We start from the raw sequence: 23,619 nt of genomic DNA on the forward strand, positions 1-23,619 counted from the left end.
GATCGAGCTGCTACTGCGAATACCAGAATCACTTCTCCACCCGCCTGATAAAGACAACTTCCACATCCGCACAACATTCATCGGCGCAATGTGGTGTTGCAGGCATGCGGGAGACGGCACGATGTCGCGAAGCATGTGGGTTTTGTGGGTCGCGCTGTTTAGTCTGGCGCTGGGTGCTATGGCGTTGGCGCAGCCGGCGCCTGAGAGAAGTTCGCCATTTGTGGCGCGCATTGAGCTGGACGGTGCTATTGGTCCGGCGGCGGCGGAGTATTTCGACGATGCCATGCAGCGCGCTTCACGCGAAGGGGCAGTGGCGGTGGTGTTGCGGCTGGATACGCCGGGTGGGCTGGCGGAGTCGATGCGGCAGATTGTCAGCGGCATTCTCGCTTCACGACTACCGGTGATTGGTTATGTGGCGCCGGATGGTGCGCGCGCCGCGTCTGCCGGCACTTACATTCTCTATGCCTGTCACGTCGCGGCGATGGCGCCGGCAACGCATCTGGGTGCGGCGACGCCGGTGAGTCTCGGTGGCGGTACGCCGATGCCGTCGCCGCTGGGAGCACCTGCGCCAGCGGGGAGTGCGGAGAAACCCGCCGCCGGCAATGACGCCACACGCGATGCGGAAGCTAACAAGGTGCTCAACGATGCCATCGCCTATATCCGTTCGCTTGCACAGCTGCGCGGTCGCGACGCGGCGTGGGCGGAGCAGGCGGTGCGCGGCGCCGCCACGCTCACCGCGAACGAAGCGGTGACGAAGCATGTGGTCGATTTTGTCGCCACCGATGCCAATGCACTGCTTGTGCAATCGAACGGCCGCAAGGTGCAGATCGCCGGTCAAGTGCAGGTGCTGCAACTCACCGGTCTGCCGTTGCGCGACTACGCGCCGAACTGGCGCACGCGCTTCCTCGGCATCATCACCAACCCCACCATTGCCTATGTATTGTTGCTCGCCGGTATCTACGGGCTGGTGCTGGAAGCGTTTCATCCAGGCGCATGGTTGCCCGGCATCGTCGGCGGCATCTGTCTGCTGATCGGCCTTTACGCCCTGCAATTGCTGCCGGTGAATTACGCCGGGTTAACTTTGATGGCGCTCGGCGTCGCCCTCCTGCTGACCGAAGCACTCACGCCCACCGTCGGTGCCGTTGGTGTAGGTGGAGTGATCGCTTTCGTGATCGGCTCGATCATGCTGTTCAATACTGGCGTACCCGGCTACGCGGTGAATATCGGTGTGATCGCCGGCATCGCCTTCTGCGCCATCGCCCTGCTCGCGCTGATTCTGCGCCTGGTGATGCGCGCGCGCCGTACCCGTCCCTTCAGCGGCGACGAACAAGTCCTACAAGCCACCGGCGAACTGCTGCAAGCCGTGCAACCCGACAGCGAAAGTTGGGCGCTGGTCGGCGGCGAACGCTGGCGTGTGCATTGCGATACATCCCTCCCTGCCGGTGCGCGCGTGCGGGTATTGCGCCGCGAAGGCTTGCAGCTTTGGGTGACCCCTCTCTAGGTGAACACTATGGAGATTCCCATGTTCGGATTTGCTGGTGTCGTGGTGGTACTTGCCGCCGCCCTGCTCTTCATGTCGATCAAGGTGCTGCCGGAATATCAGCGCGGCGTGGTGCTGACGCTTGGCCGCTACACCGGCACCAAAGGCCCCGGTCTGGTGATCCTGGTACCCGTCGTGCAACGCATGATGCGCGTCGACCTGCGCGTGACGGTGATGGACGTGCCGCCACAAGATGTGATCTCCCGCGACAACGTCTCCGTGCGCGTCAACGCGGTGGTGTACTTCCGCGTCGTCGAGCCTGACAAATCCATGCTGAAAGTCGCCGACTTCCTGCAAGCCACCAGTCAGCTCGCCCAGACCCGCCTGCGCTCTGTACTCGGCCAGCACGAACTGGACGAAATCCTCTCCCAGCGCGACTCCATCAACCGCATCCTGCAAACCATCCTCGACGAAGCCACCGACGCCTGGGGCATCAAAGTCAGCAACGTCGAACTGAAAGACGTCGACCTCAACGAAACCATGATCCGCGCCATCGCCCGCCAGGCCGAAGCCGAACGCGTCCGCCGCGCCAAAGTCATCCACGCCGAAGGCGAACTCCAGGCCGCCGAAAAACTCCGCGACGCCGCCGCCACCCTCTCCCAACAACCCCAGGCCCTGCAACTCCGCTACCTGCAAACCCTCGCCGACATGTCCAGCAGCGGCAACACCTCCACCATCGTCTTTCCGCTACCGCTGGACATGATCAGACCGTTGCTGGAGGTATTGCCGAAGACGCCACCGGCGGGATGAATCAGTGCCGCCAAGTAGCGACGCCATCGCGAGCACCCAAACCCCTCCCCAGCCCTCCCCTGTCCCACGGGACTAGCTGCGCGTCGCAAGCAGGGGAGGGAGCAAAGCTTGGTGCGGCGGTGAGTGGAGGACGATCAGGCCGAGAAGAAACCATCCCGACGCCTGACACTGGAAAAGGCACAGCTACAGAGCACACCGCCTGCTCTTCAGGCCATTTCTCTTTGGTTACTTTCTCTTTGGGCCAGCAAAGAGAAAGTGACCCGGACCGCGGCAGCGGTTCGGAAGCCCGCGGCAGGCGAGCCCGGTCGCGACAACGCGACAACCAGGCGACAACGCCACTGGATCCCTGCCTACGCAGGGATGACAAAGTAGAAGGGGTATTACAAGAACCGAACCCTCTCCAGCAGGGTGAGGGCACGCGCGTGCCCTACAATAGAGGGCTACCTCCACCAGACCCCCACCCATGGCCCTAAACGCCACCATCTACAAAGCCGAGCTGCAAATCAGCGACATGGACCGGCACTACTACGCCACCCATGCCCTCACCCTCGCCCGGCACCCCTCCGAAACCGAAGAGCGCCTGATGGTGCGCCTGCTCGCTTTCGCTCTGCATGCCGACGAGCGCCTGGAGTTCGGCAAGGGCCTCAGCACCGACGACGAACCTGACCTGTGGCGCAAGGCCTACACCGGCGAAATCGAGCAATGGATCGAACTGGGCCAGCCCGACGAAGCGCGCATCCGCAAAGCCTGCGGCCGCGCGCAGCAGGTGGTGGTGATCAACTACGGCGGGCGCACGGCCGACATCTGGTGGGACAAGGCCGGCTCCACACTGGCGCGCCACAACAACCTCACCGTACTCGACATTCCCACCGCCACCGTCGAAGCGCTGCTTGAACTCACCCAGCGCGGCATGCGTCTGCAATGCCTGATCCAGGACGCGCAGCTGCAGATGATGAGCGACACCACTGCGGTGTCGATCGAACCCACGCGCCGCATGGGCAACGCCTGAGCTATGTCCGCCGGCACCGCACCCGGGCTGGTGATCATCGGCGGCGGTCCGGCCGGCCTGATGGCGGCCGAAAGCGCGCGCGCAGCGGGTGTCGAGGTGGATGTCTACGAAGGCAAGGGTTCCGTCGGACGTAAATTTCTGCTCGCCGGCAAAGGCGGCATGAACCTCACCCACGGCGAAGCCAAGGCCGATTTCGTGCAGCGCTACGGCGCCCGTGCGAAAGAAGTCGGCCGATGGCTGGAAACCTTCGACGCCGATGACTTGCGCGCATGGGCGCGCTGCCTTGGCGTGGAGACTTTCGTCGGCAGTTCCGGCCGCGTGTTTCCCAGCGATCTCAAGGCTGCACCGCTGCTGCGCGGCTGGGTGCACCGCCTGCGCGAAAGCGGCGTGCGCTTTCATGTGCATTACCGCTGGCTAGGCTGGGATCAACAGGGCGCACTGCGCTTCGACACACCCGATGGCGAACGCGCCGTACAAGCGAGCGCGACCGTGCTGGCGCTAGGTGGTGGCAGCTGGCCGCAGCTGGGTTCGGATGGCGTGTGGCAATCGTGGCTGGCGGCGCGCGGCGTGGATGTGGCGCCGCTACAGCCATCCAATTGCGGCTTCGATATCGGCTGGAGCGAACTGCTCGCCAGCCGCCATGCCGGCGCACCGCTGAAGCCGGTGGTCGCGCATTGGCGCGATGCGCATGGCCAGGGTCATCAGCGCCAGGGCGAATGCGTGATCACCGAAACCGGCATCGAGGGCAGTCTCATCTATGCGCTCTCCGCCACCTTGCGCGACGCCATCGCCAGGCACGGACACACCACCCTGCAACTGGATCTGGCACCTGACCGCACACTGGAACGCCTGCAGCGCGACCTCGCCAAGCCGCGTGGCAGCCGCTCGCTCAGCGAGCATCTGCGGCGGCAGGCAGGCATCACCGGCGTCAAGGCGGCGCTGCTGCGCGAAGTGTTGAACGCGGAACAGCTCCACGACAGCTCCGTGCTTGCTAACACCATCAAGCGCCTGCCGCTGCATCTCAAACAGCCACGACCGATCGCCGAGGCGATCAGCAGCAGCGGCGGCGTGCGGCTGGAATCGATGGACGATGCGCTGATGCTCAGCGCCCTGCCCGGCGTGTTCTGCGCGGGCGAAATGCTGGACTGGGAAGCGCCAACCGGCGGCTACCTGCTCACTGCCTGCTACGCCAGCGGACACATCGCCGGCCAAGGCGCGGCGGCGTGGCTAAAGCGCTGACCGCTGTTGGCCCGGCCGTTGCCGGGCGGTGACTTACTTGAGGTTGCTCTTGCTGGTGTCGATGTCGGCCTGCACCTTGCCGGCCATTTCCTTCGACACACCGTCGAGCAGCACCACGAACAGCTTGGCGTAGTCGGTCTGCGTGGACACCGGCGCCGACGGCTGCGAACGCAGCTCGCTGCGGGTCACAAAGCCGCGTGCATTGGTGGTGCAGCGCATGGAGATATCCAGCGTCGCCGTGCTCGGCGCGTCGTCTTCGTGCTTCACGCGCATGTCCGTCTTCACGCGCTCACAGGTCACGGTGAGGTTGGAAATATAGGCCGGCTGCAAAGCCTGGCGCAGTTGCGCCTGCAGCACGTCGGACACCGGACGCGACGGCGTCAGGATCACTTTCTGATCCAGCCCGCGCACCAGCAGATCGCCCTGCGATGGCTCCACACTGATCCACGGTGCCGAAGCCGGCACCACCAGCGCATCCAGCGGCACCGTCTCGCGCGTCTTCTGGCTCCCGCAGGCGCACAGCACCAGGGCCATCGCCCCCATCGTCAACACTTGCTTGAACATGGTTTCCCCCCATGACAAAGCGTTGGACTGTACAGGCGCCCTGCGGGGGGAGCAACGCTGAAAGGCTGTCATTGTGTGCCTGTTCGCAACATCTGCCCGCCACACCCCAACCTCAACGCGCCGATGCGAACTCATGGCAGGATGCTGAGGCTGCCGCTTTACACCGAGTCGTGTCGTATGCGCTTTCGCTTCTGGCTGGTCCTTTCCCTCCTGGTTGCCTCCGGCACCGCCACCGCGCGATGGCCGGGCCACCCGGAAGAACGCACCAGCGTGCAAGAAAACACGCCTTCGATTGAGGTCGCCGAGCTCCATCTCGACGCCCCTGGCGTTTCGCCCCAGCCGCTGCACATCAGTGTCTATCTGCCGCCGGGCTATGGCGCCCGCACAGGCCGTCACTATCCGGTGCTGTATGCCAACGATGGACAGGACATGAGCGCTGTCGGCCTGCTCGGCTCCCTGGAGACGTTGTACCGGGACCGATTGATCGAACCGGTGATCGTGGTGGCGGTGGACATGCCGCCCGACCGCACCGGCGCTTATGGTCTTTCCGACCGCAAGCAGGCGCGCAGCGTGATCGGCGATTCTCGCTTCGGCCCGATCGGCACGCACGCGCAGGACTACACGCAATGGTTTGTCACGCGACTGGTGCCCGCCATCGATGCGCGCTTCCGCACCCAGCGCACACCCGAGGGCCGCACCGTGCTGGGCTGGTCGCTGGGCGGGCTGCATGCCTTCAACCTGGCCTGGCAGTACCCGGAAATATTTGGCCGCGTCGGCGCGTTCTCACCGTCGTTCTGGCTTGCCAAGGATCGCAGCGACGGCCTCAGCATCGATCGCACACGATTTGCCCAGCGCATGGTCGACGCCAGCCGTAAACGTCCGCAGCTCAAGCTATGGTTCTCGGTGGGCAGCGCGGAAGAGACTGACGACCGCGACCATGATGGCGTGATCGATGCGGTCGGCGACGTGCGTGACCTGATCGAGGGCTATCGCATCCCCGGCGGCGGTCACCTGCGCGGCCTGCGCCAGCTCGGTTATCGGGTGAACATGGACTACGCGCAGCACCCTTCGCGTCAAGCGAACGTGGCCTTCTACCTACTGGACGAAGGCAAGCACAACCAGGCGTCGTGGGCGATGATGCTGCCGCCGTTCCTGCAATGGGCGTACGGCAGCAAGAGCGCCAACCACTACACGGTGCGGTAGTTGTCCACCTCGCGATAACGTCGCGCATACGCACCGAACGCCAGCGCTGCCAACAGCGCGAATGTGGCGAAGAAAAACATCTGGAATGCCGTCACGCTGAGCCCGGTCACTGCAATATGGCCAGTTACCATCTCGCTGCGCACCGCGGCATTGGCGATCAACACCCACAAGTTGCCGATGGTGGTGGTGAGGTTCCAGAAACTCATCACCACACTTTTCATTGAGGCCGGCGCCTGGCTATAGGCGAACTCCAGGCCCGTGGCGGAAACCAGCACCTCGCCGAAAGTAAGCAGCGCATACGGCGCGATCTGCCACACGATTGATAGTGCATCGCCACCATCGATCACCAGCTGATAGCCGCCCACCACGATCCAGGCCAGACCGCTGAAAGCGATACCCGCCGTCATCCGGCGCAGCGCCGTCGGCTCGTAGCCGCGGCGGCGCAGCAGCGGATACAGCACCAGGTTGTTGAACGGAATCAGCAGCATCACCAGCAAGGGATTCAGCGCCTGCATCTGCGCCGGATGAAACCAGTCCGGCGCACCCATCTCATTCCCCTGCAACACCCACGTCGACGCCTTCTGATCGAACAGCGAGAAGAACGGCGTAGTCAGCGCGAAGATCACCAGCACCCGCAACACATTGCGCGCGCCATCCACCGCCGCATCCGGATGCAGCCCGCGCGCACGCTCCATCTGCAGCCACGCGCCGCCGCCCACGCCACCAATCAGCGCCACCAGCGCCAGACACGCGGCAATCACAAAACCCAAGGCAGGCGACGACGCCAGCGCAGCGAATGCAGCCAACACGCCCGCTCCCGCCACCCACAACCCGGGCCGCCCCTGCCCCGCACGCTTCGCCAACAATGCACTGCGCAACACGCGCGAAAACGCATCCGGATCCGGCGGCGATGGCGGCACCATCACGTACTGCTTGCGCCCCAGCCAGAACACCACCGTCGCCAGCAACATCAGCGCACCGGGAATACCAAACGCCACCGCCGCACCGAACTGCCGCAGAAAAATCGGCATCAGCAACGAAGCGAAGAACGAACCGAAATTGATGATCCAGTAAAACGCATCGAACACCAGCTTCGCCCAATGCTTGTTCGACTGATCAAACTGATCGCCCACAAACGACGCCACCAACGGCTTGATCCCACCCGCCCCCAACGCAATCAACCCAAGCCCCACATAGAAACCCGTGGGATGGTGTTCGAACAGCGCCAGACACAAATGCCCCAGGCAATACACCAGACTCATCCACAACACCGTCTGGTACTTGCCGAAAAACCGGTCCGCCAACCAACCACCCAGCAGCGGAAAGAAATACACCCCGATCACGAAGGTATGAAACACATCCTTCGCCGCCCCCGGCCGCTCCGACTCCGGCAAATACATCAACAACGACGTGATCAAAAACGGCGTAAGGATGTTGCGCATCCCATAAAACGAAAACCGCTCACACCCCTCGTTACCGATGATGAAAGGAATCTGCCGCGGCAAACGACCGCGCTCGGTAGGCTTGGCAGCGCTCATGGACGCTCCTGACAGGCGAAACCACCGAGTTTGCCGCAAGTTCTTGCGGGAGCCAAATGGGGCCGGCCCATAGCAGCCACCGCTCGAGCACCCACCCCTCACCCCGACCCTCTCCCCGGAGGGGAGAGGGAGATGTGACGCTTCGATGAGGGACGGGCGACCAGTCCCCGAAGAAAACCATCTCGACGCCTGACACCGGAAAAGGCGTAGCTACAGAGCATACCGCCTGCTCTCAGGCCATTTCTCTTTGGTTACTTTCTCTTTGGGCCAGCAAAGAGAAAGTGACCCGAGCCGCGGCAGCGGTTCGGAAGCCCGCGGCAGGCGAGCCAGAGTACGCAGACGCGACAACCGAAGCGATAATGCCACTGGATGACCAGCTTCGCTGTTGTGAAGCGCCTCCGGCCTGCGCCGGAATGACGAAGTAGGAAAGGGGTGCCACAAGAATCGAACCCACTGAGCTAAAGCGCACCAGCGAGCGGATCAACAACGAGCGTCACAACACCCCTGATAAGCTGCCCCCACCCTCCACCCGCACACAAACATGCGCCCCCTAAAACCCGCCATCCTCATCATCATCCTGGCCGTCGCCGCCCTCCTCTGGAACCGGCACCCCACCCCGCCGCCCACCAGCGCGGCCACACCGACAACCGCACCCAACACAGCGCCAGCCACCACAGCATTCCCCAGCTTCCTCCCGCCGGAAGCGCGTGACGTCATCCAGCTCATCCAGCGCGGCGGCCCCTTCGCCCACCGCCAGGACGGTACCGTCTTCGGCAACCGCGAAGGCCGCCTGCCCTCGCAGCCCAACGGCTACTACCACGAGTACACCGTGGAGACGCCCGGGCTCGATTACCGCGGTGCGCGACGCATCATCACTGGCGGTAATCCGCCGGTGATCTACTACTACACCGACGACCACTACCGCACTTTCCAAAGCTTTCAGGTGAACCGATGAGCGCGCACGACACCGATATTATCGACCTGACCGACCCGGCCCGCGGCGGCGTCTTTTTCGTGATCGAAGAAGATCTGGATCCCCTTGCCGCATCAGCCGATCCCCAGTCGATGTTCATCGGCCGCACCAGCCTCAAGGGCTGCGATAGCAAGGAGGAACTGCTGCGCCGCCTCGCCGCGTCGTGGCAGCTACCGGCAACATTCGGTGATAACTGGGATGCACTCGCCGACTGTGTGCGCGATTTTGCCTGGCTGAAAGCGCAAGGTTATCTGCTGCTGTTCGACCACGCCGACGATTTGCGCAACGCCAACGAGGACGACTTCGACACCTTGCTCGATATCCTCGACGAGGCGGCCGAGGGCTGGCTGGACGATGGCGTGCCTTTCTTCGCCTTCTTCGCGCTACCGGAAAGCGCCTTCAACGATACGGATGACTAAGCCGCATGCAAGAACTGGATTTTGAACTCGACCGCGACCACGTAGAACTCAACCAGCTGCTCAAGCTAGTGGGCTTGTGCGACAGCGGTGGCGCCGGCAAGGCGATCGTCGCCAGCGGCGCGGTGTATGTCGACGGGCAGCAGGAGCTGCGCAAGACCTGCAAGATCCACGCGGGCCAGGTCGTGCAGCTGGAAGACGTGACGATTCACGTCTTCGCCGCGGGCTGAGCAACGCTTATTCCGGGAACGGCAGCGCCTCGAGGCGTTGATCCAGCTCCGGATGTTCCGGCAGGCGGATCGAGAACTCACGCTGCAGCACGTCGCGGATCTCCGCCACGTTCTGCAGCGTGCGCCGCACGGATTCGCCGCCGAGATGATGGATGACAAAGTCGCGGTTGCGCAGATTCAGGCGGCGCCCCGGCAGGCTGCGCGCCACCACCAGACTGTGCAGGAAGTGCGATTCCGGATAGGTCGAGGTGTAGTGGTTGGCCACCACGTAGTCGATCGGATAGCGCGGCTGCAGATCGAAGCGGTACAACGTGCCCCAGGTATCGCGCACCAGGGTCTGCATGCGCCACATGCCGTCGGTGTGCAGCAGGCGATACGGTTCGTGCGCGCTCGGCTGCACCGTGTCCGCTTCCAGCCGCAAGGCACCAGTGAGTGTCTGGCCACCAAAACCGACGTCCACTAGCCAGCTCTCGCCATCCAGCACCACACGCAACAGCATGTGGCTTTGCGCGGTGATCGCATCTTCCTCGCGCCCCCAGAGCACGCGCGCTATCAGGCCCGTGACCTCATAGCCGATGGCGCTCAGTGCAGCGCGGAACAGATGGTTCTGTTCAAAGCAGTAACCGCCACGGCCAGCATGTACCAGCTTCCGCTCGATCGCCTCCGGCTCGATCACCACCGGCACGCGCAGCAGTGGATCGAGGTTTTCGAACGGGATGGCGGCGACATGCGCCGCCACCAGTGCGCGCAGGGTCGCGAGGTCCGGCTGCACTGGCGCCTGGTAGTCAATGCGGCGCAAATAGGCGGCAAGGTCGAAGCGGTAGGTCATGTGGGCATCGGGGAAGATGTGGGGTCCGCACGATAACACCGCACTATCGAGGTGAATGGTGCGGGAAGTAACCCTGCCCGCCTCGCCAGCGAATCAGCTGTGGAACATGCAACCTCCAGGAGCATTGCCATGACTGTCATCCGTCGCCGTTCGATCCACGCGCTCGCCAGCCTACTGATCCTGGCCGGCACCAGCGCATGCAGCCTGCCGGTCGCCAATGCGGCCAGCGCCTTGCCGTCGCCCAAGCTGGACGCGCCGCTCGCCACCACCCACAGCGAACAGGTCGCCGTGCTGGCCGGCGGCTGCTTCTGGGGGGTGGAGTCCGTGTTCGAACACGTCAAAGGCGTGAAGAAAGTCTGGTCGGGCTATGCCGGCGGCAACGCCGACACGGCGCATTACGACCTGGTCAGCGACGGCAATACCGGCCACGCCGAATCGGTGAAGATCCTGTACGACCCCGCGCAGGTCAGCTATGGCCAGCTATTGCAGGTGTTCTTCTCGGTGGCTGCGGACCCGACCGAGCTCAACCGCCAGGGTCCGGATGTCGGCACGCAGTACCGCTCCGTGGTGTTCTACGGCAACGATGAGCAGAAACGCATCGCCACGGCGTATATCGACCAGCTCACCCAGGCCAAGGCTTTCGGCGATCCCATCGTTACCCAGGTAGTGCCGCTCAAGGCGTTTTATGTCGCCGAGGCGTATCACCAGGACTATGCGCGGCTGCACCCCAACCAGCCGTACATCGTGTTCAACGACGCACCGAAAGTAAGGAACCTGAAACAGCTGTTCCCCAACGTGTACAAGGCCGAAGAAACTGTCGTCGACGTACAGCTTCACTGATTGCTGTAGGAGCCCACCCTGTGGGCTCCTACGAGTGCTTTGGCGGTACCAGGCGTAGCCGCGAATGCGCATGGCGGGAACTGGGCCGCAGCAGGCGTTCGATGTCCTCGGCGGCCTGCGGACGCGCGTAGTAGAAACCCTGGCCCTCCGCACAACCCGCGCGCAGCAGGAATTCGTGCTGCTCCTGCGTTTCGATGCCCTCAGCGATGGGCCGCAGCCCGAGGCTGCGCGCGATGGCCAGCATCGCCTCGGTGATCGCCAGGTTATTGGTGTCCGCCGGCAGGCCGGAGATAAACGAGCGATCGATCTTGAGGAAAGCAATCGCTGACAGTTTGAGGTAGGCCAGCGAGGAATAGCCCGTACCGAAATCGTCGATAGCCACACCGACGCCCAGCGCATGCAAGGCGTGCATGGTGCGGTCGGTCTGCTCGCCCAGGCGCAGGATCGCGCTCTCGGTGATTTCGATCAGCAGGCGCTGGCCGGGCAACTGCACAGCATCCAGCGCGGAACTCAGCTTGTCGATAAAGGAACGATGCCCGAAGGTACTGGCCGACACATTGATCGCCATGCGCAACTGCGGCATGCGTGCGTCGTCCCAGCGTCGCAATTGCGAGCTGGCCTCGCGCATCACCCATTCGTCGATCTGGCGGATCAGACCGAGGCTTTCCGCCATCGGGATGAACTCGTCCGGCAGCAGCAGCCCGCGTTCGGGGTGGTGCCAGCGCAACAGTGCCTCCACCGCCACAATGCGGCCGGTGCGCAGTTCGATATTGGGCTGATAGACGAGATGGAATTCGCTCCTGGCCAGCGCCTGGCGCAGATCCGAACCGAGCATCAAGCGGCGTCGCGCATCGGCATGCATCAGCGGTGTGTAGAAACGGTAGGCGTTGCGCTCCTCGGTCTTGGCCACATACATCGCAGCGTCGGCGTTGGTGATCAGCGTGTTCGCATCGCCGCCGTCCAGCGGATAGCCGGCGATGCCGATGCTGGCGCTGAGCGCGATTTCGTAATCGCCCACCATCACCGGCTCCGCCAGCGCGGCCAGCAGGCGATTGGCGATGCCGCGCGCATCTTCACGCGCACTCAGGCGGCTCAATAGCACGGTGAACTCGTCGCCGCCGATACGGCCGGCTACATCGTGCTTGCCCATGATCTTGTCGATGCGCTCGGCCACCTTCGCCAGCAGGTTGTCGCCGATCGCATGACTGTAGCTGTCGTTGACGACCTTGAACGCATCGAGGTCGACGAACAGCACCGCCACCGCATTGCGCTCGTGCGTGGCATTGAGAATGGCGTGCTCGCACAGGCGTTCGAATTCGGCGCGGTTGACCAGGCCAGTCAGCGGATCGTGCGTGGCGAGATGTTCCAGGCGCAGGCGATCGGCCTTGGTCGCGGTGATGTCGGTACACACCGCCACGTAGTGCTGCACGCGGCCATAAGTGTCGCGGATGGCGCTGACGCTGAGCAGCTCGGGATAGGTACTACCGTCCTTGCGCCGGCTCAGCACCTCGCCTTTCCAGTTACCGCCGCTGGCCACCGTGTCCCACACCGACGCGGACAGCGGAGAGCCATTAGGCAGGCTGCGCGTTTCATCGAAACGGCAAAGGCGCAGCGTGGTGGCGTCATAGCCAGTGATGCGGGTGTAGGCGGCGTTGACCGTGGTCACCAGGCGATCGGCGTCGGCGATGATCACGCCTTCGGCGATACCGGCCAGCGCCTCGGAGGCGATGCGGCGCTCCTGCTCCATCGACACTCGCTCGGAGATGTCGCTAATGATGGCCTGCCGCACGAAACGCTCGCCCCACATGGCCAGCGCACTGCGCATTTCCACCGGACGATGATCGCCATCGGTACCGCGCAGCAGACTTACCCCGCCCTCCTGCGGCAGGCCAATGCGGGCGAACAGGTGCGCAAACACATCGCCGACCAGCTCGCCGGGTTCGCGCCCAGTCCAGTGGCCGGCCATGCGGTTGGCATCGAGGATGCGGCCGCTGGCTTCGTCGACCATCACGATGGCCGAGGACGCACTGTCGAACAGCAAGCGATAGCGCTCCTCCGTACCGCGGATACCAGCCAGGATGCGCCGTCCCATGCGCAGCCATAGCAGCGCAGCGATCAGCGCAATGAGGAACACGCTGGCGAACAGTACGCGGCCGAGCCAGGTGGCGCCCTTGGCGATATATAGCGAGAAACGGTTACTGCGCGGCTCGATGAAATTATTGAGTGTGTTGATGCGGTCGCGCTGGCGCAGCAGCTCCTGGCTGGACAACTCGCCGTGCGTATAAGCCTCTTCGAGTTCGCCGGCGATGGTATCGAGCTCGGCGATCTGGCCGTCCACCGAATGCCAGGCCTCGATCGCCTCGCGCATGTTGGGGGCGCCGGAGAAATACTGCAGCATGAACACCATGCCCGGGATCGCCGACGGAATCACCCCGCCGCGGCGGAACGCCTGGTCGACCTGCTGCGAGTCGTAGTGGCCGCTGTCGATGGCATCGCGCGCCCAGCGATCCGACTTCACCACCAAATAGTTTTTCCTGAAGCTCGCGAGGTCGGCCGCGTTGCCCTTGACGGCATAGTTATCGAGATCGATCACCGCCTGCTTCTGCGCCTTGGACCAAAGACTCTCACCGTTGAGAAAACCGGCGAGAGTCACCTGGACCTGCAAGGCGCCCCAGGTAAGGGCGAGGATCAACCCGATCATGGCCGCCAGCGCGTACGCCAGCGGCATCAGTCGCTGCAACAGGGGTCTACGCAAGCCAGTACGAGCGATACGCATCTTGTCCTGTATCCCCTTCGACGACATCCGCTGCCTGTGGATACGTATCGCCCGGCGATCACGTTACTCAGGCTGCGGCTTCACTGACTGCCCACGGACCTTGACGCACATCCAGGCAACGATCCAGCGTGATGTGCATGCTGACGTAACTGCGCCGCACACATTCACCCAGATACGCGACCTCGGCCGGCGTCGGTGCCGTGCCCATAAGCGTACAGACTATCTCCAGCGCTTCCCATGGATGGGTATCGTCATACGCGGCATGCAGCTGTAGCCAGCGCAGGCTGTTGGCACGCTTGTCCTTGGGGAAACTCTCCGCATAGGCCGTGCTCTCGTAGACAATCTGCGACCAGTCCCCGGTCGCCCCTTCTACCGCGTAGTTGGTGGCAATTATGCCGGCCGCCAGCGATGCCTTGCTGCTGACTTGCTCACACCAATCCGCCAAGGCCTGCGTGCCGTGGGGGGGCTGCCCATGCAGGACCTCGTCCCGGCTGACGCCGGCGCCTTCCGCCCAATTGATCCAATAGTCAGCATGGTTCTGCTCCACGCGGATATTGCGGACCAGCCAGCGCCGGGCCATGTTCTCCCCGGCGCTCCTGCCGTACTGAGTTTTAAGCAGGTTTAGTGCCATGTAGGCCGGGAAACGCTCAATGACCGGCCAGACGCCGACCATAAAATGGCGGTTGGAGGTGGCGTCAAGACGAACCTCCTTCATAACCGACCACAGCTCGTGGTCCACCACCCCCCGTTTCGCGTCCTCGCAGGCGGCGACCATGTCCTGCGCCCAATGCGGGTAGCTGGTTAGTTCAGTCAGCGCGCCAGTGCGTTCGAAGTGCGTGTTCATGTTGCTTCTCCAGTGTTGGCTTTCAGGTCATCGCCGGCGCACATGGCCGGCGCGCCGGTGCCATCGCGGCACCGGAACCTCATAGTCTTCGCCCACGGGAGCCTTGGCGACATCGGCCAGTTTCGGAGTCCGCTCCTTGTCCCTGCCACCCGCCGGAACGGCGCGCGGCGACTCGCCACCGCCAGCAAACCGGCGCATGATCCCAAGGCGCCCGCACCGCACCGGCGCGTGTGTGAAGGCGCTCCCTCCCCCGTCGCCCAACGGAGAACCCGTATGAGTTACGTCGATGGTTTCGTGGTACCCGTACCCAGGAAAAACCTCGCGGCGTACCGCCGCCTGGCCCGCAAGGCGGGCAGCATCTGGCGCGAACATGGCGCGCTGGAATACATCGAATGCCTGGCCGACGATGTGAAGCCCGGCAAGCAGACCTCGTTCCCCCAGGCCGTCAAACTCAAGCCGGACGAGGTAGTGGTGTTCTCATGGATCGTCTTCAAATCGCGCGCCCAGCGCGACCGCATCAACAAGAAAGTGATGGAGGATCCGCGCCTGTCCGGCATGGATCCCAAGACGCTGCCGTTCGACGGCATGCGCATGTTCTGGGGCGGGTTCAAGCCGATCGTGCAGCTGTAGTTGCATCCAGCGCCGGATCGGCAGGCGATCCGGCGTGGGCACTCCGGAGCTGATTAGGCGTGCCGTACCGGCAGGCACAGCTTGCAGTTGAACACGCCAGTGTCCTTGTCCATTTTGAAGTCCGTGCCGTACAGCTCGACGGCACAACGCGCCTCGTCGCTGGTGTCGATGGCATAGCCGCTGCCCGGCAGCCAGTCCGATACAAAGCGGCCCCAGGCACCCGCGATCTGCGCAGCTGTGCCAGCAAATGACGCACATGCGTAACGACCGCCCTTCAGCGTCGTCACGCCGATTTCACCCTGCGGTTTGAAATCCGTACTGACCTCGACGCAAGCGTCGTAGCGAAGCTTGTCGGCAGGAGTCATGCCGGGGTTGTCCATGCACACCCCGTACATGATGCGCGGCGGGGGTATCAGCCCCTGATCGCGGCACCAGCCGCCGAAGCGCTGCCACATCGCCGTGATGCCGGCGCTGCCATAAGGACCCACGTGGCGCATATAGGCAACGCGGGCATCGGGAAGGTTGTTGATTTCGACGTGCATAGGGGCATCTCCAGTGGCGGGAACATGGCCGTGCGGCCATATGCCTACATCCTTGCGGATCGCCTCGAGAACGACTTGATGCTTCTTGCTTTCGTCTTGATGAATCTTGCTAAGCGCTTCGCGACGCGCCACGCCCCAGGACAAGTGACCGCCACCGCGCCACTGTGTGGGCGTCATGCCGAAATAGCCGCGGAATGCGCGCGTGAACACCTCCGGCGAGGTGAAGCCCACATCCAGCGCAATCTTCGACGCCGTGACATCGCGCGTCGCCACCAGCCGCGTCGCCGCCACTTCCACCCGCCGCCGGCGCACGCGCTCGGCCAGCGTCTCGCCGGCCATGGCCTTGAAGATGCGATGGAAGTGATACGGCGAGAAATGCGCCACCCTGGCCACCGCATCGAGATCGAGCGGCTCGGACAGATGCGTGTCGATGTAGTCGAACACGCGGTTGATGCGGGCGAGATAAGCGCTGTAGGTGAGCATAGGCAAAAAGCATAACCCACGCGCACACGCCGGCCGACCGACATCTCGTCCCTCGTCAAAGAACCAAGGTATCGTGGAGGAACGTCAAAGCAGACCGGCAAGTACCTGTATTAGCCCCCATAGCGAGACCGCCCAGATCAGCGTGCGCAAATAGGGAATACCCGCGAGGTAGACCGGCAAATAAGCAACCCGCGCCCACACATAGATCTCCGCGCCCAGTGCCGTGCTCGTCGTGTTCCGCTGCGCCAGAACCACCGCCAGCACGGCGGCGGCGAAGAACACGAACGTCTCCAGAAAATTGCGGCTCGCCCGGTCAGCGCGGGCAGCGACGCCGGTCAACGGCTTGGGCTCGCTATCACGGCTGCTGGCATTCCACGTGATGCCGCGTTGTTGCGTTGATAGCGTCGCGGCCAGCAGCACATAAACCAGTCCAAGTACCACGGCCCACGCCAACACCTTCAGCTCAATCGCCATGACGCCCCTCCCCGGGTGGATGTGGACGGATCATGTGCCGTTATTCGTGCGCAGGGGTATTCAGTCAGCAGATCGGCGACCGACCCACAGGCGCTGAGGCCCTGCGCCCTGCTCGGCAAGCTTGTCGAGAGGATTGCGCAGCCGGCAGCGGTCAATCGACAGGCAGCCGCAACCGATGCAGTCATCGAGGGTGTCGCGCAGCTTCTTCAACTGTGCCATCCGCTCGTCCAGATCGGCTCGCCACGCGGCGGACAAACGCGCCCAGTCCGCGCGAGTGGGGGCGGCGGTCGCGGGCAAGCCAGCCAACGCAGATGCGATGTCTGTCAAGGCAATCCCAACCCGCTGTGCCACGCGGATAAACGCGACGCGACGCAGCACATCCCGCGAGTAACGCCGCTGGTTGCCTTCGGTGCGGTCACTGCTGATCAAGCCCTTGGCTTCGTAGAAATGCAGCGCCGACACGGATACGCCCGCGCGTCGCGCCACGTCGCCCACGGACAGGGTCGATGGGATACCGGCCTGTTCCAGTCTGGTTTTCATGCGTCACCTCTTGACCTCAACTTTACATGAGGTTTTACAGTGCGCGCCTATCCCGGCTCAAACCCGACCCTCACAGGAGTTTCCCGCCATGAACGCTTCCTCGTCAGCCAACCATGCCTCCGTCTTTCGTATCGACCGCTTCGTTGTGCCGGCCGAGGCCATGCCGGCCTTCATGGAGCGCGTACGCATCAGCCAGCAGACGCTGGATACCGTTCCCGGCTGCAAGCAGAACCTGGTGCTGAATCGAATCGATGACACGGGCGAGTGCAACGTCATCACCGTGGTCGAATGGAGCGGTGCCGAAGCGATCGCCGCTGCCAAGACCACGATCCAGGCAGCGTACGCGAAAGAAGGTTTCGACCCTGCGGCATTCATGCAGAAACTCGGCGTACGCGCCGACATGGGGCTCTACAGCAACGCGTGATGGATGGGGCAGTGTCGGGCGCACAGGCGCCGACACTCACGACCATGCACGCGCCCCTGGAGCAAAAATCCCGATCACAAACCAGGCCGCGTGAACCACCCACAGCAGCAGAAAATACAGTTTGATCTGCTCGGCATTCCACAGCGACGCATGCAGCCAGTCGATGAAGAACAGAGAGCGCCAGCCTTCCATCCATTCGGCGCCGCCCCAGCGCATCACCCAAAGCACAAAGACTGAGCTGGCTGCGAAAAACAGGACCCAATAAAACAGATTCATGAACATCCCGAATGCCCCCGGCCGTAGCCAGGGGCATATTCATAGCCAGCAGTCCACACCGTCATTGTTGCTGGTGTGTCGGCCCCCGCTCGATATCGGTGCCCTGCATCCTGCCCAGGTCGCTGGGCCACTTGTCTACGCCGGCTTTCGCGGTGCTCCAGGAGCGGACGAAATGCCCGCTCTTGTCGAAACTCAACATGGTCGACACCACCTTGTCCACCTTCTTGGGAATCGCCGAGCCCGTCGTCGGGGTGTCGTCGACGGCCAGATCGCGCACCTTGGATATGTACTGCAACTGCTCGGAACCGTCAGGCAGGCGGTTCGACTGGAACGGCTGGCCCAACGCTGCCTCGACCTGCGCGACCGTGGTCTCTCCCGGCTTGAACGAGTCGACCGTCGCTTGATCCACTTTGCTGTATTGGGTGCCTGCCGTCGCACACCCGGCAAGCATCAGAACCACTGCGCTTGAAACAAGAAACCTGACCATCGCACACCTCCTGTTGTGTACCGACACGAAAACTCGGGCACGCACGCCACGCATCACTCGCAAGGAATGTCACTGCACCTGCATGCCCGGAATCTTGGACCGTTAAATCAGGGGAGCCCGTTGGAACGCTTTGGGGACAGGGCGTCTGATGATGAGTCGATCCGCGCCCCAATATCCAGTGCCGCTTGTCCCGGGGGCAGCCATGACCCATTTCACCGACCCCATGAAGCATTACGCCCTCAAAAGAGGGCGTAATGGAACCTGATAACGGGTGGCAGCCTTTACACCATCGGCAGCTTCAAACCCTGCTCTTTTGCGCACTGCACCGCGATGTCGTACCCCGCATCGGCATGACGCATCACGCCAGTGCCCGGATCGTTCCACAGCACGCGCGCAATGCGCTTGTCGGCGGCCTCGGTGCCGTCGCACACAATCACCACGCCGGAGTGCTGCGAGTAGCCCATGCCTACACCGCCGCCATGGTGCAGCGACACCCAGGTCGCACCACCGGCCACGTTGAGCATGGCGTTAAGCAACGGCCAGTCGGACACGGCATCGCTGCCGTCCTTCATGGCCTCGGTCTCTCGATTGGGGCTGGCGACGGAGCCGGAGTCGAGATGGTCGCGGCCGATCACCACCGGTGCCTTCAGCTCGCCCTTGCGCACCATCTCATTGAAGGCCAGGCCGAGCTTGTGGCGCAGGCCCAGGCCGACCCAGCAGATGCGCGCCGGCAGGCCCTGGAAGCTGATGCGCTCCTTGGCCATATCCAGCCAGCGGTGCAGGTGCGGATCGTCGGGGATCAGCTCCTTCACTTTCTGGTCGGTCTTGTAGATGTCCTCCGGATCGCCGGACAGTGCGACCCAGCGGAACGGGCCGACGCCGCGGCAGAACAGCGGACGCACGAAAGCAGGCACAAAGCCGGGGAACGCGAACGCGTTCGCCAGCCCTTCGTCTTTCGCCATCTGGCGGATGTTGTTGCCGTAATCGAAGGTGGGGATGCCCTGCGCGTGGAACGCGAGCATCGCTTCCACATGCGTACGCATGGATTGCTTGGCGGCTTTTGCCGTGCCGGCCGGATCGATCTTGCGGCGCTCGAACCACTGCTCCACGGTCCAGCCGCTGGGCAGATAGCCGTTGACCGGATCGTGTGCGCTGGTCTGGTCGGTGACCGCATCCGGCCTCACGCCGCGGCGCACCAGTTCCGGCAGCACATCGGCCGCGTTGCCCAGCAGCGCGATGGATTTCGCTTCGCCGGCGGCGGTGTATTTCGCGATGCGTGCGAGCGCGTCGTCGAGATCGGTCGCCTGCTCATCGACGTAACGCGTCTTGAGGCGGAAATCGATACTCTTCTGCTGGCATTCGATATTCAGCGAACAAGCACCGGCCAAGGTCGCCGCGAGCGGCTGGGCGCCACCCATGCCGCCAAGGCCTGCGGTGAGAATCCACTTGCCCTTGAGGCTGCCGCCGTAATGCTGGCGACCCATCTCGACAAAGGTTTCGTAGGTGCCCTGCACGATGCCCTGCGAGCCGATATAGATCCACGAGCCGGCCGTCATCTGGCCGTACATCATGAGGCCCTTTTTATCGAGCTCGTTGAAGTGCTCCCAGTTCGCCCAGGCCGGCACCAGGTTGGAATTGGCCAACAGCACGCGCGGCGCGTCGGCATGAGTGGGAAATACGCCGACCGGCTTGCCGGACTGGATCAGCAGGGTTTCGTTGTCGTTGAGTTCGCGCAACGCGCGCAGGATCGCGTCGAAGCATTCCCAGTTGCGCGCGGCGCGACCGATACCGCCATACACCACCAGCTCGGCCGGGTTCTCCGCCACTTCCGGGTCGAGGTTGTTCTGCAGCATGCGGAACGGCGCCTCGGTGAGCCAGCTCTTGCAGCTCAGTTCGCTGCCGCGCGGGGCGCGGATGGTGCGGGTGGTGTCGATACGCGTCGGGGCATTCATCGGAAATCCTGAACTGCGGAGGGGGAAATCACGATTATGGGCGCGCGGTTTTGCCATCGCCAACTGCACTGCGGCAAAACCGTGCCCGGCCTGTCCGTTTGGCTGATTGTCCGCCCCCTGGCGGCGGCCCAGACTCAAAGGCGGGAATCCCGGGACGACCTTGATGGGGAGGCTAGATGAATACCCAAGGCTCGATGTACCGGACCGTTGCCGTCGCTGTCCTGCTCGCCTTGGCGGGCGGTGTGCCGGCTGCGGAAAAACATGCGCCCACGGATGCCGAATTGATCGCGAGCGCGATGCGCGCGGCACCGGCGGGCGTCGCGAAAGGCGCCACCATCATCGCCATGGAGGCAGACGGCAAGATGCGCACGCTGCGCAAGGGCAGCAATGACTACACCTGCATGCCGGACAACCCGACCACACCTGGGCCCGACTCTATGTGCATGGACAAGAATGCGATGGAATGGGTGCAGGCATACATGGCGCACAAGCCGCCACCGGCCGGCAAGATCGGCGTGATGTACATGCTCGAAGGCGGTACGGATGCGAGCAACACTGATCCATACGCGCAGAAGCCCGAGGCGGGCAATCACTGGATCAAGACCGGGCCGCATTTCATGGTCGTCGGCGCCGATCCGGCGTTCTACGACATGTATCCGAAGAACGCGGAACCGGATACGTCCATGCCCTATGTGATGTGGGCCGGCACGCCCTACCAGCACCTGATGGCACCTGTGAAATAAACGGGAGCTTGCAGCACCGCCACCTGCCGGCGCCGCCGCGCCGGCCAGCCGGGTATTGATGTCCGAAAACGGCGAGTCGGCACTCGCTGACGGTGCTAGCCTGCATCTATGCAGGAATCGAACGCTCCCCATCTCCCCGATTGGCGCATCTGCGACCAGGCTCGCCAGAGCCGCGACGCGCGCTTCGACGGCCTGTTCTTCACCGCCGTCACCAGCACACGGATCTACTGCCGGCCAGTGTGCCCTGCGCCGTCGCCGAAACCGGAAAACATCCGCTATTACGCGACGGCCGCAGCGGCCGAGGCGGCGGGTTTTCGCCCTTGCCTGCGTTGCCGGCCGGAACTGGCGCCGGGCAACGACGCGTGGCAGCGCGGTGACCATGTCATCGCACGTACGCTGAAACTGATGGAGCAAGGGGCGCTCGAGGACAACTCCCTGGAACAGATTGCGCAACGCGTCGGCATCGGCGCGCGCCAGTTGCGGCGCCTGTTTGTCGAGCGTCTCGGCGCACCGCCGATCAGCGTGCACATCACGCGCCGGCTGCTGTTCGCCAAGCAGTTGCTGACTGAAACCACCATGCCGGTCACCGACGTGGCGATGGCCTCCGGTTTCCGCAGCCTGCGCCGCTTCAATGCCGCATTCCAGCAGGCGAACCGCATTCCGCCGCGCGAACTGCGCCGGCATCCGGGCAAGAGCACTGGCGATGCACTCACACTGCGGCTTGGCTATCGCCCACCGTACGACTTCGAGGCGATCCTGAGCTTCCTGCGCACCCGCGCACTGCCCGGCGTGGAGCAAGTGGATGAACACAGTTATGCGCGCGTGTTCGGTGCCGCCGACGCACCAAGCTGGCTGCGTCTCAGTGCGTGGCCTGGCGACGAGCATGCGCTGCAATTGCAACTGCATTGCCCACAGCCAGCGCAGATGCTCGGCGTAGTGGCAAAACTGCGACGCATGTTCGATCTCGACGCCGACCCTCAATCCATTGGCGAGGTCCTGCACGCCAGCAAAGTGCTGAAACCCATGCACCGCCGCCGCCCCGGCTTGCGCCTGCCTGGCGGCTGGGATGGTTTCGAAATCGCTGTGCGCGCCATTCTTGGCCAGCAAATCAGCGTCGCCGCGGCACGCACATTGGCAACGCGCATCGTGCAGCGCTACGGCGCGACGGTGAGCGCGCCGCTCCCCACAGGCCTGGAGCGGCTGTTCCCCGACCCTGACATTCTGGCCGATGCCGATCTGCGCGAAGTCGGCCTTACCACGGCGCGTGCCGCCACCGTACGCGGCGTGGCGCAAGCCCTGCTCGACGGCCGCATCGACTTCCGCAGCGAACAGCCCCTCGACGAATTCGTCGCTCGCTGGGTGGAACTGGCCGGTATCGGCGAATGGACCGCCCACTACATGGCCATGCGCGCCCTCAGCCATCCCGACGCGTTCCCCGCCGCCGACCTGATCCTGCGCCGCGCGGCCGCAAGCGACGGCATCGAGCTGAGCACCAAAGCCCTCACCTCCCTCGCGGAAACCTGGCGCCCATGGCGCGCCTACGCCGTGATGCACCTGTGGCGCAGCGCGAGCGATGCTGCCAGCGCACGCGCCAAGACCAAGGGACCGACACCATGAAAGCCACCCACCCTGTCTGGTTCGATGACATGCCCACCCCGATCGGCCGACTCCGCCTCGTCGCCGATACCGAAGGCCTGCGCGAAATCTGGTTCGAAACCGGCCGCCACCAGAAAGCCGCCGATTCCAGTTGGATCCGCGCCGCCGAACCTGTCGCCGAAGCGCGCCGCCAACTCGAGGAATATTTCGCCGGCGAACGCCAGCACTTCACCCTGAAACTGCATCCCCTGGGCACGCCCTTCCAATTGCAGGTATGGCACGAACTCGGCCGCATCCCCTACGGCGTCACCATCAGCTACGGCGAACTCGCCCGCCGCATCGACCAACCCCTGGCCGTGCGCGCCGTCGGCGCCGCCAACGGACGCAACCCCCTACCCATCGTCCTCCCCTGCCATCGCGTCATCGGCAGCAACGGCAGCCTCACCGGCTTCGGCGGCGGCCTGCCAACCAAGCGATTCCTGCTGTCGATGGAAGATCGTGTGGTGCACGGGGATTTGTTTGCGATGCCGGGCTGAAAGCCTCCAATAGCAGCGTCATACCGAGCACCCGCCCCTCACCCCAACCCTCTCCCCGGAGGGGAGAGGGAGCTGCTCTTTCTTTATCTTTGCAGGGCGATGCGAAGCGAGCCGTGCACGGACCCGCAGGCGAAGCCAGAGGGCGCGCAAGAGGGGTGCCTTTCTCTTTGGTTACTTTCTCTTGG

25 protein-coding genes are annotated in these 23,619 nt (G+C 63.7%); 14 read left to right on the forward strand and 11 right to left on the reverse strand.

What is annotated here, in order from left to right; genetic code table 11:
• Nucleotides 1-121 precede the first annotated feature (121 nt).
• The 4 genes from BM338_RS07985 to BM338_RS08000 all read left to right on the forward strand — a co-directional run bounded on the left by BM338_RS07985 (nucleotide 122) and on the right by BM338_RS08000 (nucleotide 4,538).
• On the forward strand, nucleotides 122-1,501 hold the full coding sequence (locus BM338_RS07985) for an NfeD family protein (protein ID WP_090450362.1): 1,380 nt from the start codon (nucleotides 122-124) through the stop codon (nucleotides 1,499-1,501).
• Between the two features lie 21 nt (nucleotides 1,502-1,522).
• On the forward strand, nucleotides 1,523-2,290 hold the full coding sequence (locus BM338_RS07990) for a slipin family protein (RefSeq protein ID WP_090450363.1): 768 nt from the start codon (nucleotides 1,523-1,525) through the stop codon (nucleotides 2,288-2,290).
• A gap of 463 nt (nucleotides 2,291-2,753) precedes the next feature.
• Nucleotides 2,754-3,299: a YaeQ family protein gene (locus BM338_RS07995; RefSeq protein ID WP_090450364.1), complete on the forward strand. Its 546-nt coding sequence runs from the start codon at nucleotides 2,754-2,756 to the stop codon at nucleotides 3,297-3,299.
• Nucleotides 3,300-3,302: 3 nt separating this feature from the next.
• Nucleotides 3,303-4,538 (forward strand): TIGR03862 family flavoprotein, encoded by a 1,236-nt coding sequence (locus BM338_RS08000; RefSeq protein WP_090450365.1) that lies wholly within the window; start codon nucleotides 3,303-3,305, stop codon nucleotides 4,536-4,538.
• A gap of 33 nt (nucleotides 4,539-4,571) precedes the next feature.
• Here BM338_RS08000 and BM338_RS08005 read toward each other — a convergent pair whose 3' ends face one another.
• Nucleotides 4,572-5,102 carry a hypothetical protein gene (locus tag BM338_RS08005; protein ID WP_090450366.1) on the reverse strand — a complete coding sequence of 177 codons (531 nt, stop codon included), beginning with the start codon at nucleotides 5,100-5,102 and terminating at the stop codon, nucleotides 4,572-4,574.
• A gap of 177 nt (nucleotides 5,103-5,279) precedes the next feature.
• Here BM338_RS08005 and BM338_RS08010 point away from each other — a divergent pair, with 177 nt between their 5' ends.
• Complete coding sequence (locus BM338_RS08010; protein ID WP_090450367.1) at nucleotides 5,280-6,305, forward strand: alpha/beta hydrolase; 1,026 nt, start codon at nucleotides 5,280-5,282, stop codon at nucleotides 6,303-6,305.
• Here the strand turns inward: BM338_RS08010 and BM338_RS08015 are convergent.
• Nucleotides 6,290-7,843 carry a POT-type proton-dependent oligopeptide transporter gene (locus tag BM338_RS08015; RefSeq protein ID WP_090450368.1) on the reverse strand — a complete coding sequence of 518 codons (1,554 nt, stop codon included), beginning with the start codon at nucleotides 7,841-7,843 and terminating at the stop codon, nucleotides 6,290-6,292. The two genes, BM338_RS08010 and BM338_RS08015, sit on opposite strands and share 16 nt — an antisense overlap.
• 541 nt (nucleotides 7,844-8,384) lie before the next feature.
• On the opposite strand from BM338_RS08015, the gene BM338_RS08020 reads away from it, so the two are divergent.
• The 3 genes from BM338_RS08020 to BM338_RS08030 are packed head-to-tail and all read left to right on the forward strand — an operon-like array spanning nucleotide 8,385 to nucleotide 9,462.
• Complete coding sequence (locus BM338_RS08020; protein ID WP_090450369.1) at nucleotides 8,385-8,798, forward strand: guanyl-specific ribonuclease; 414 nt, start codon at nucleotides 8,385-8,387, stop codon at nucleotides 8,796-8,798.
• Nucleotides 8,795-9,235: a barstar family protein gene (locus BM338_RS08025; protein WP_090450370.1), complete on the forward strand. Its 441-nt coding sequence runs from the start codon at nucleotides 8,795-8,797 to the stop codon at nucleotides 9,233-9,235. The genes BM338_RS08020 and BM338_RS08025 overlap by 4 nt, the downstream gene beginning before the upstream one ends.
• 5 nt (nucleotides 9,236-9,240) lie before the next feature.
• Nucleotides 9,241-9,462, forward strand: a complete 222-nt coding sequence (locus BM338_RS08030; protein ID WP_090450371.1) for an RNA-binding S4 domain-containing protein — start codon at nucleotides 9,241-9,243, stop codon at nucleotides 9,460-9,462.
• A gap of 7 nt (nucleotides 9,463-9,469) precedes the next feature.
• Here BM338_RS08030 and BM338_RS08035 read toward each other — a convergent pair whose 3' ends face one another.
• Nucleotides 9,470-10,291, reverse strand: coding sequence for an arylamine N-acetyltransferase family protein (locus BM338_RS08035; protein WP_090450372.1), 822 nt, complete (start codon nucleotides 10,289-10,291; stop codon nucleotides 9,470-9,472).
• Between the two features lie 129 nt (nucleotides 10,292-10,420).
• Here BM338_RS08035 and msrA point away from each other — a divergent pair, with 129 nt between their 5' ends.
• Nucleotides 10,421-11,131, forward strand: coding sequence for a peptide-methionine (S)-S-oxide reductase MsrA (gene msrA / locus BM338_RS08040; protein ID WP_090450373.1), 711 nt, complete (start codon nucleotides 10,421-10,423; stop codon nucleotides 11,129-11,131).
• A 28-nt stretch (nucleotides 11,132-11,159) separates the two neighbouring features.
• Here msrA and BM338_RS08045 read toward each other — a convergent pair whose 3' ends face one another.
• Nucleotides 11,160-13,886, reverse strand: a complete 2,727-nt coding sequence (locus BM338_RS08045) for a putative bifunctional diguanylate cyclase/phosphodiesterase (protein WP_343124154.1) — start codon at nucleotides 13,884-13,886, stop codon at nucleotides 11,160-11,162.
• Nucleotides 13,887-13,974: 88 nt separating this feature from the next.
• On the reverse strand, nucleotides 13,975-14,751 hold the full coding sequence (locus BM338_RS08050; RefSeq protein ID WP_090450375.1) for an iron-containing redox enzyme family protein: 777 nt from the start codon (nucleotides 14,749-14,751) through the stop codon (nucleotides 13,975-13,977).
• A 273-nt stretch (nucleotides 14,752-15,024) separates the two neighbouring features.
• Between BM338_RS08050 and BM338_RS08055 the strand changes: the two genes are divergently transcribed.
• Nucleotides 15,025-15,381, forward strand: a complete 357-nt coding sequence (locus tag BM338_RS08055) for a DUF1428 domain-containing protein (protein ID WP_090450376.1) — start codon at nucleotides 15,025-15,027, stop codon at nucleotides 15,379-15,381.
• A gap of 53 nt (nucleotides 15,382-15,434) precedes the next feature.
• Here the strand turns inward: BM338_RS08055 and BM338_RS08060 are convergent, their stop codons facing one another.
• From BM338_RS08060 to soxR, 3 genes are all read right to left on the reverse strand, one after another.
• Nucleotides 15,435-16,406, reverse strand: coding sequence for an AraC family transcriptional regulator (locus BM338_RS08060; RefSeq protein WP_090450377.1), 972 nt, complete (start codon nucleotides 16,404-16,406; stop codon nucleotides 15,435-15,437).
• Nucleotides 16,407-16,490: 84 nt separating this feature from the next.
• Nucleotides 16,491-16,880: an MAPEG family protein gene (locus tag BM338_RS08065; protein WP_090450378.1), complete on the reverse strand. Its 390-nt coding sequence runs from the start codon at nucleotides 16,878-16,880 to the stop codon at nucleotides 16,491-16,493.
• A 60-nt stretch (nucleotides 16,881-16,940) separates the two neighbouring features.
• Nucleotides 16,941-17,393, reverse strand: a complete 453-nt coding sequence (gene soxR / locus BM338_RS08070) for a redox-sensitive transcriptional activator SoxR (RefSeq protein ID WP_304529042.1) — start codon at nucleotides 17,391-17,393, stop codon at nucleotides 16,941-16,943.
• 115 nt (nucleotides 17,394-17,508) lie between these two features.
• On the opposite strand from soxR, the gene BM338_RS08075 reads away from it, so the two are divergent.
• Nucleotides 17,509-17,844 (forward strand): hypothetical protein, encoded by a 336-nt coding sequence (locus tag BM338_RS08075; RefSeq protein ID WP_090450380.1) that lies wholly within the window; start codon nucleotides 17,509-17,511, stop codon nucleotides 17,842-17,844.
• 36 nt (nucleotides 17,845-17,880) lie between these two features.
• Here BM338_RS08075 and BM338_RS08080 read toward each other — a convergent pair whose 3' ends face one another.
• The 3 genes from BM338_RS08080 to hutU form a co-directional block, all read right to left on the reverse strand.
• A complete protein-coding gene (locus BM338_RS08080; RefSeq protein ID WP_255367234.1) occupies nucleotides 17,881-18,126 on the reverse strand; it encodes a hypothetical protein in 246 nt (81 codons plus the stop codon).
• 55 nt (nucleotides 18,127-18,181) lie between these two features.
• A complete protein-coding gene (locus BM338_RS08085; protein WP_090450381.1) occupies nucleotides 18,182-18,607 on the reverse strand; it encodes a hypothetical protein in 426 nt (141 codons plus the stop codon).
• A 281-nt stretch (nucleotides 18,608-18,888) separates the two neighbouring features.
• A complete protein-coding gene (gene hutU, locus BM338_RS08090) occupies nucleotides 18,889-20,559 on the reverse strand; it encodes a urocanate hydratase (RefSeq protein WP_090450382.1) in 1,671 nt (556 codons plus the stop codon).
• A 176-nt stretch (nucleotides 20,560-20,735) separates the two neighbouring features.
• Here hutU and BM338_RS08095 point away from each other — a divergent pair, with 176 nt between their 5' ends.
• From BM338_RS08095 to BM338_RS08105, 3 genes are all read left to right on the forward strand, one after another.
• Nucleotides 20,736-21,302 (forward strand): hypothetical protein, encoded by a 567-nt coding sequence (locus BM338_RS08095; protein WP_090450383.1) that lies wholly within the window; start codon nucleotides 20,736-20,738, stop codon nucleotides 21,300-21,302.
• A 108-nt stretch (nucleotides 21,303-21,410) separates the two neighbouring features.
• Nucleotides 21,411-22,919 carry a DNA-3-methyladenine glycosylase 2 family protein gene (locus BM338_RS08100; protein ID WP_090450384.1) on the forward strand — a complete coding sequence of 503 codons (1,509 nt, stop codon included), beginning with the start codon at nucleotides 21,411-21,413 and terminating at the stop codon, nucleotides 22,917-22,919.
• The gene (locus BM338_RS08105; protein WP_090450385.1) at nucleotides 22,916-23,434 is read left to right on the forward strand and encodes a methylated-DNA--[protein]-cysteine S-methyltransferase; all 519 of its coding nucleotides are present in this window, start codon (nucleotides 22,916-22,918) and stop codon (nucleotides 23,432-23,434) included. Before BM338_RS08100 ends, BM338_RS08105 begins: the two co-directional genes overlap by 4 nt.
• The last annotated feature ends 185 nt before the right edge of the window (nucleotides 23,435-23,619 follow it).

The sequence above is a fragment of the Dyella sp. OK004 genome (assembly GCF_900114495.1).
Classification (GTDB): domain Bacteria; phylum Pseudomonadota; class Gammaproteobacteria; order Xanthomonadales; family Rhodanobacteraceae; genus Dyella_D.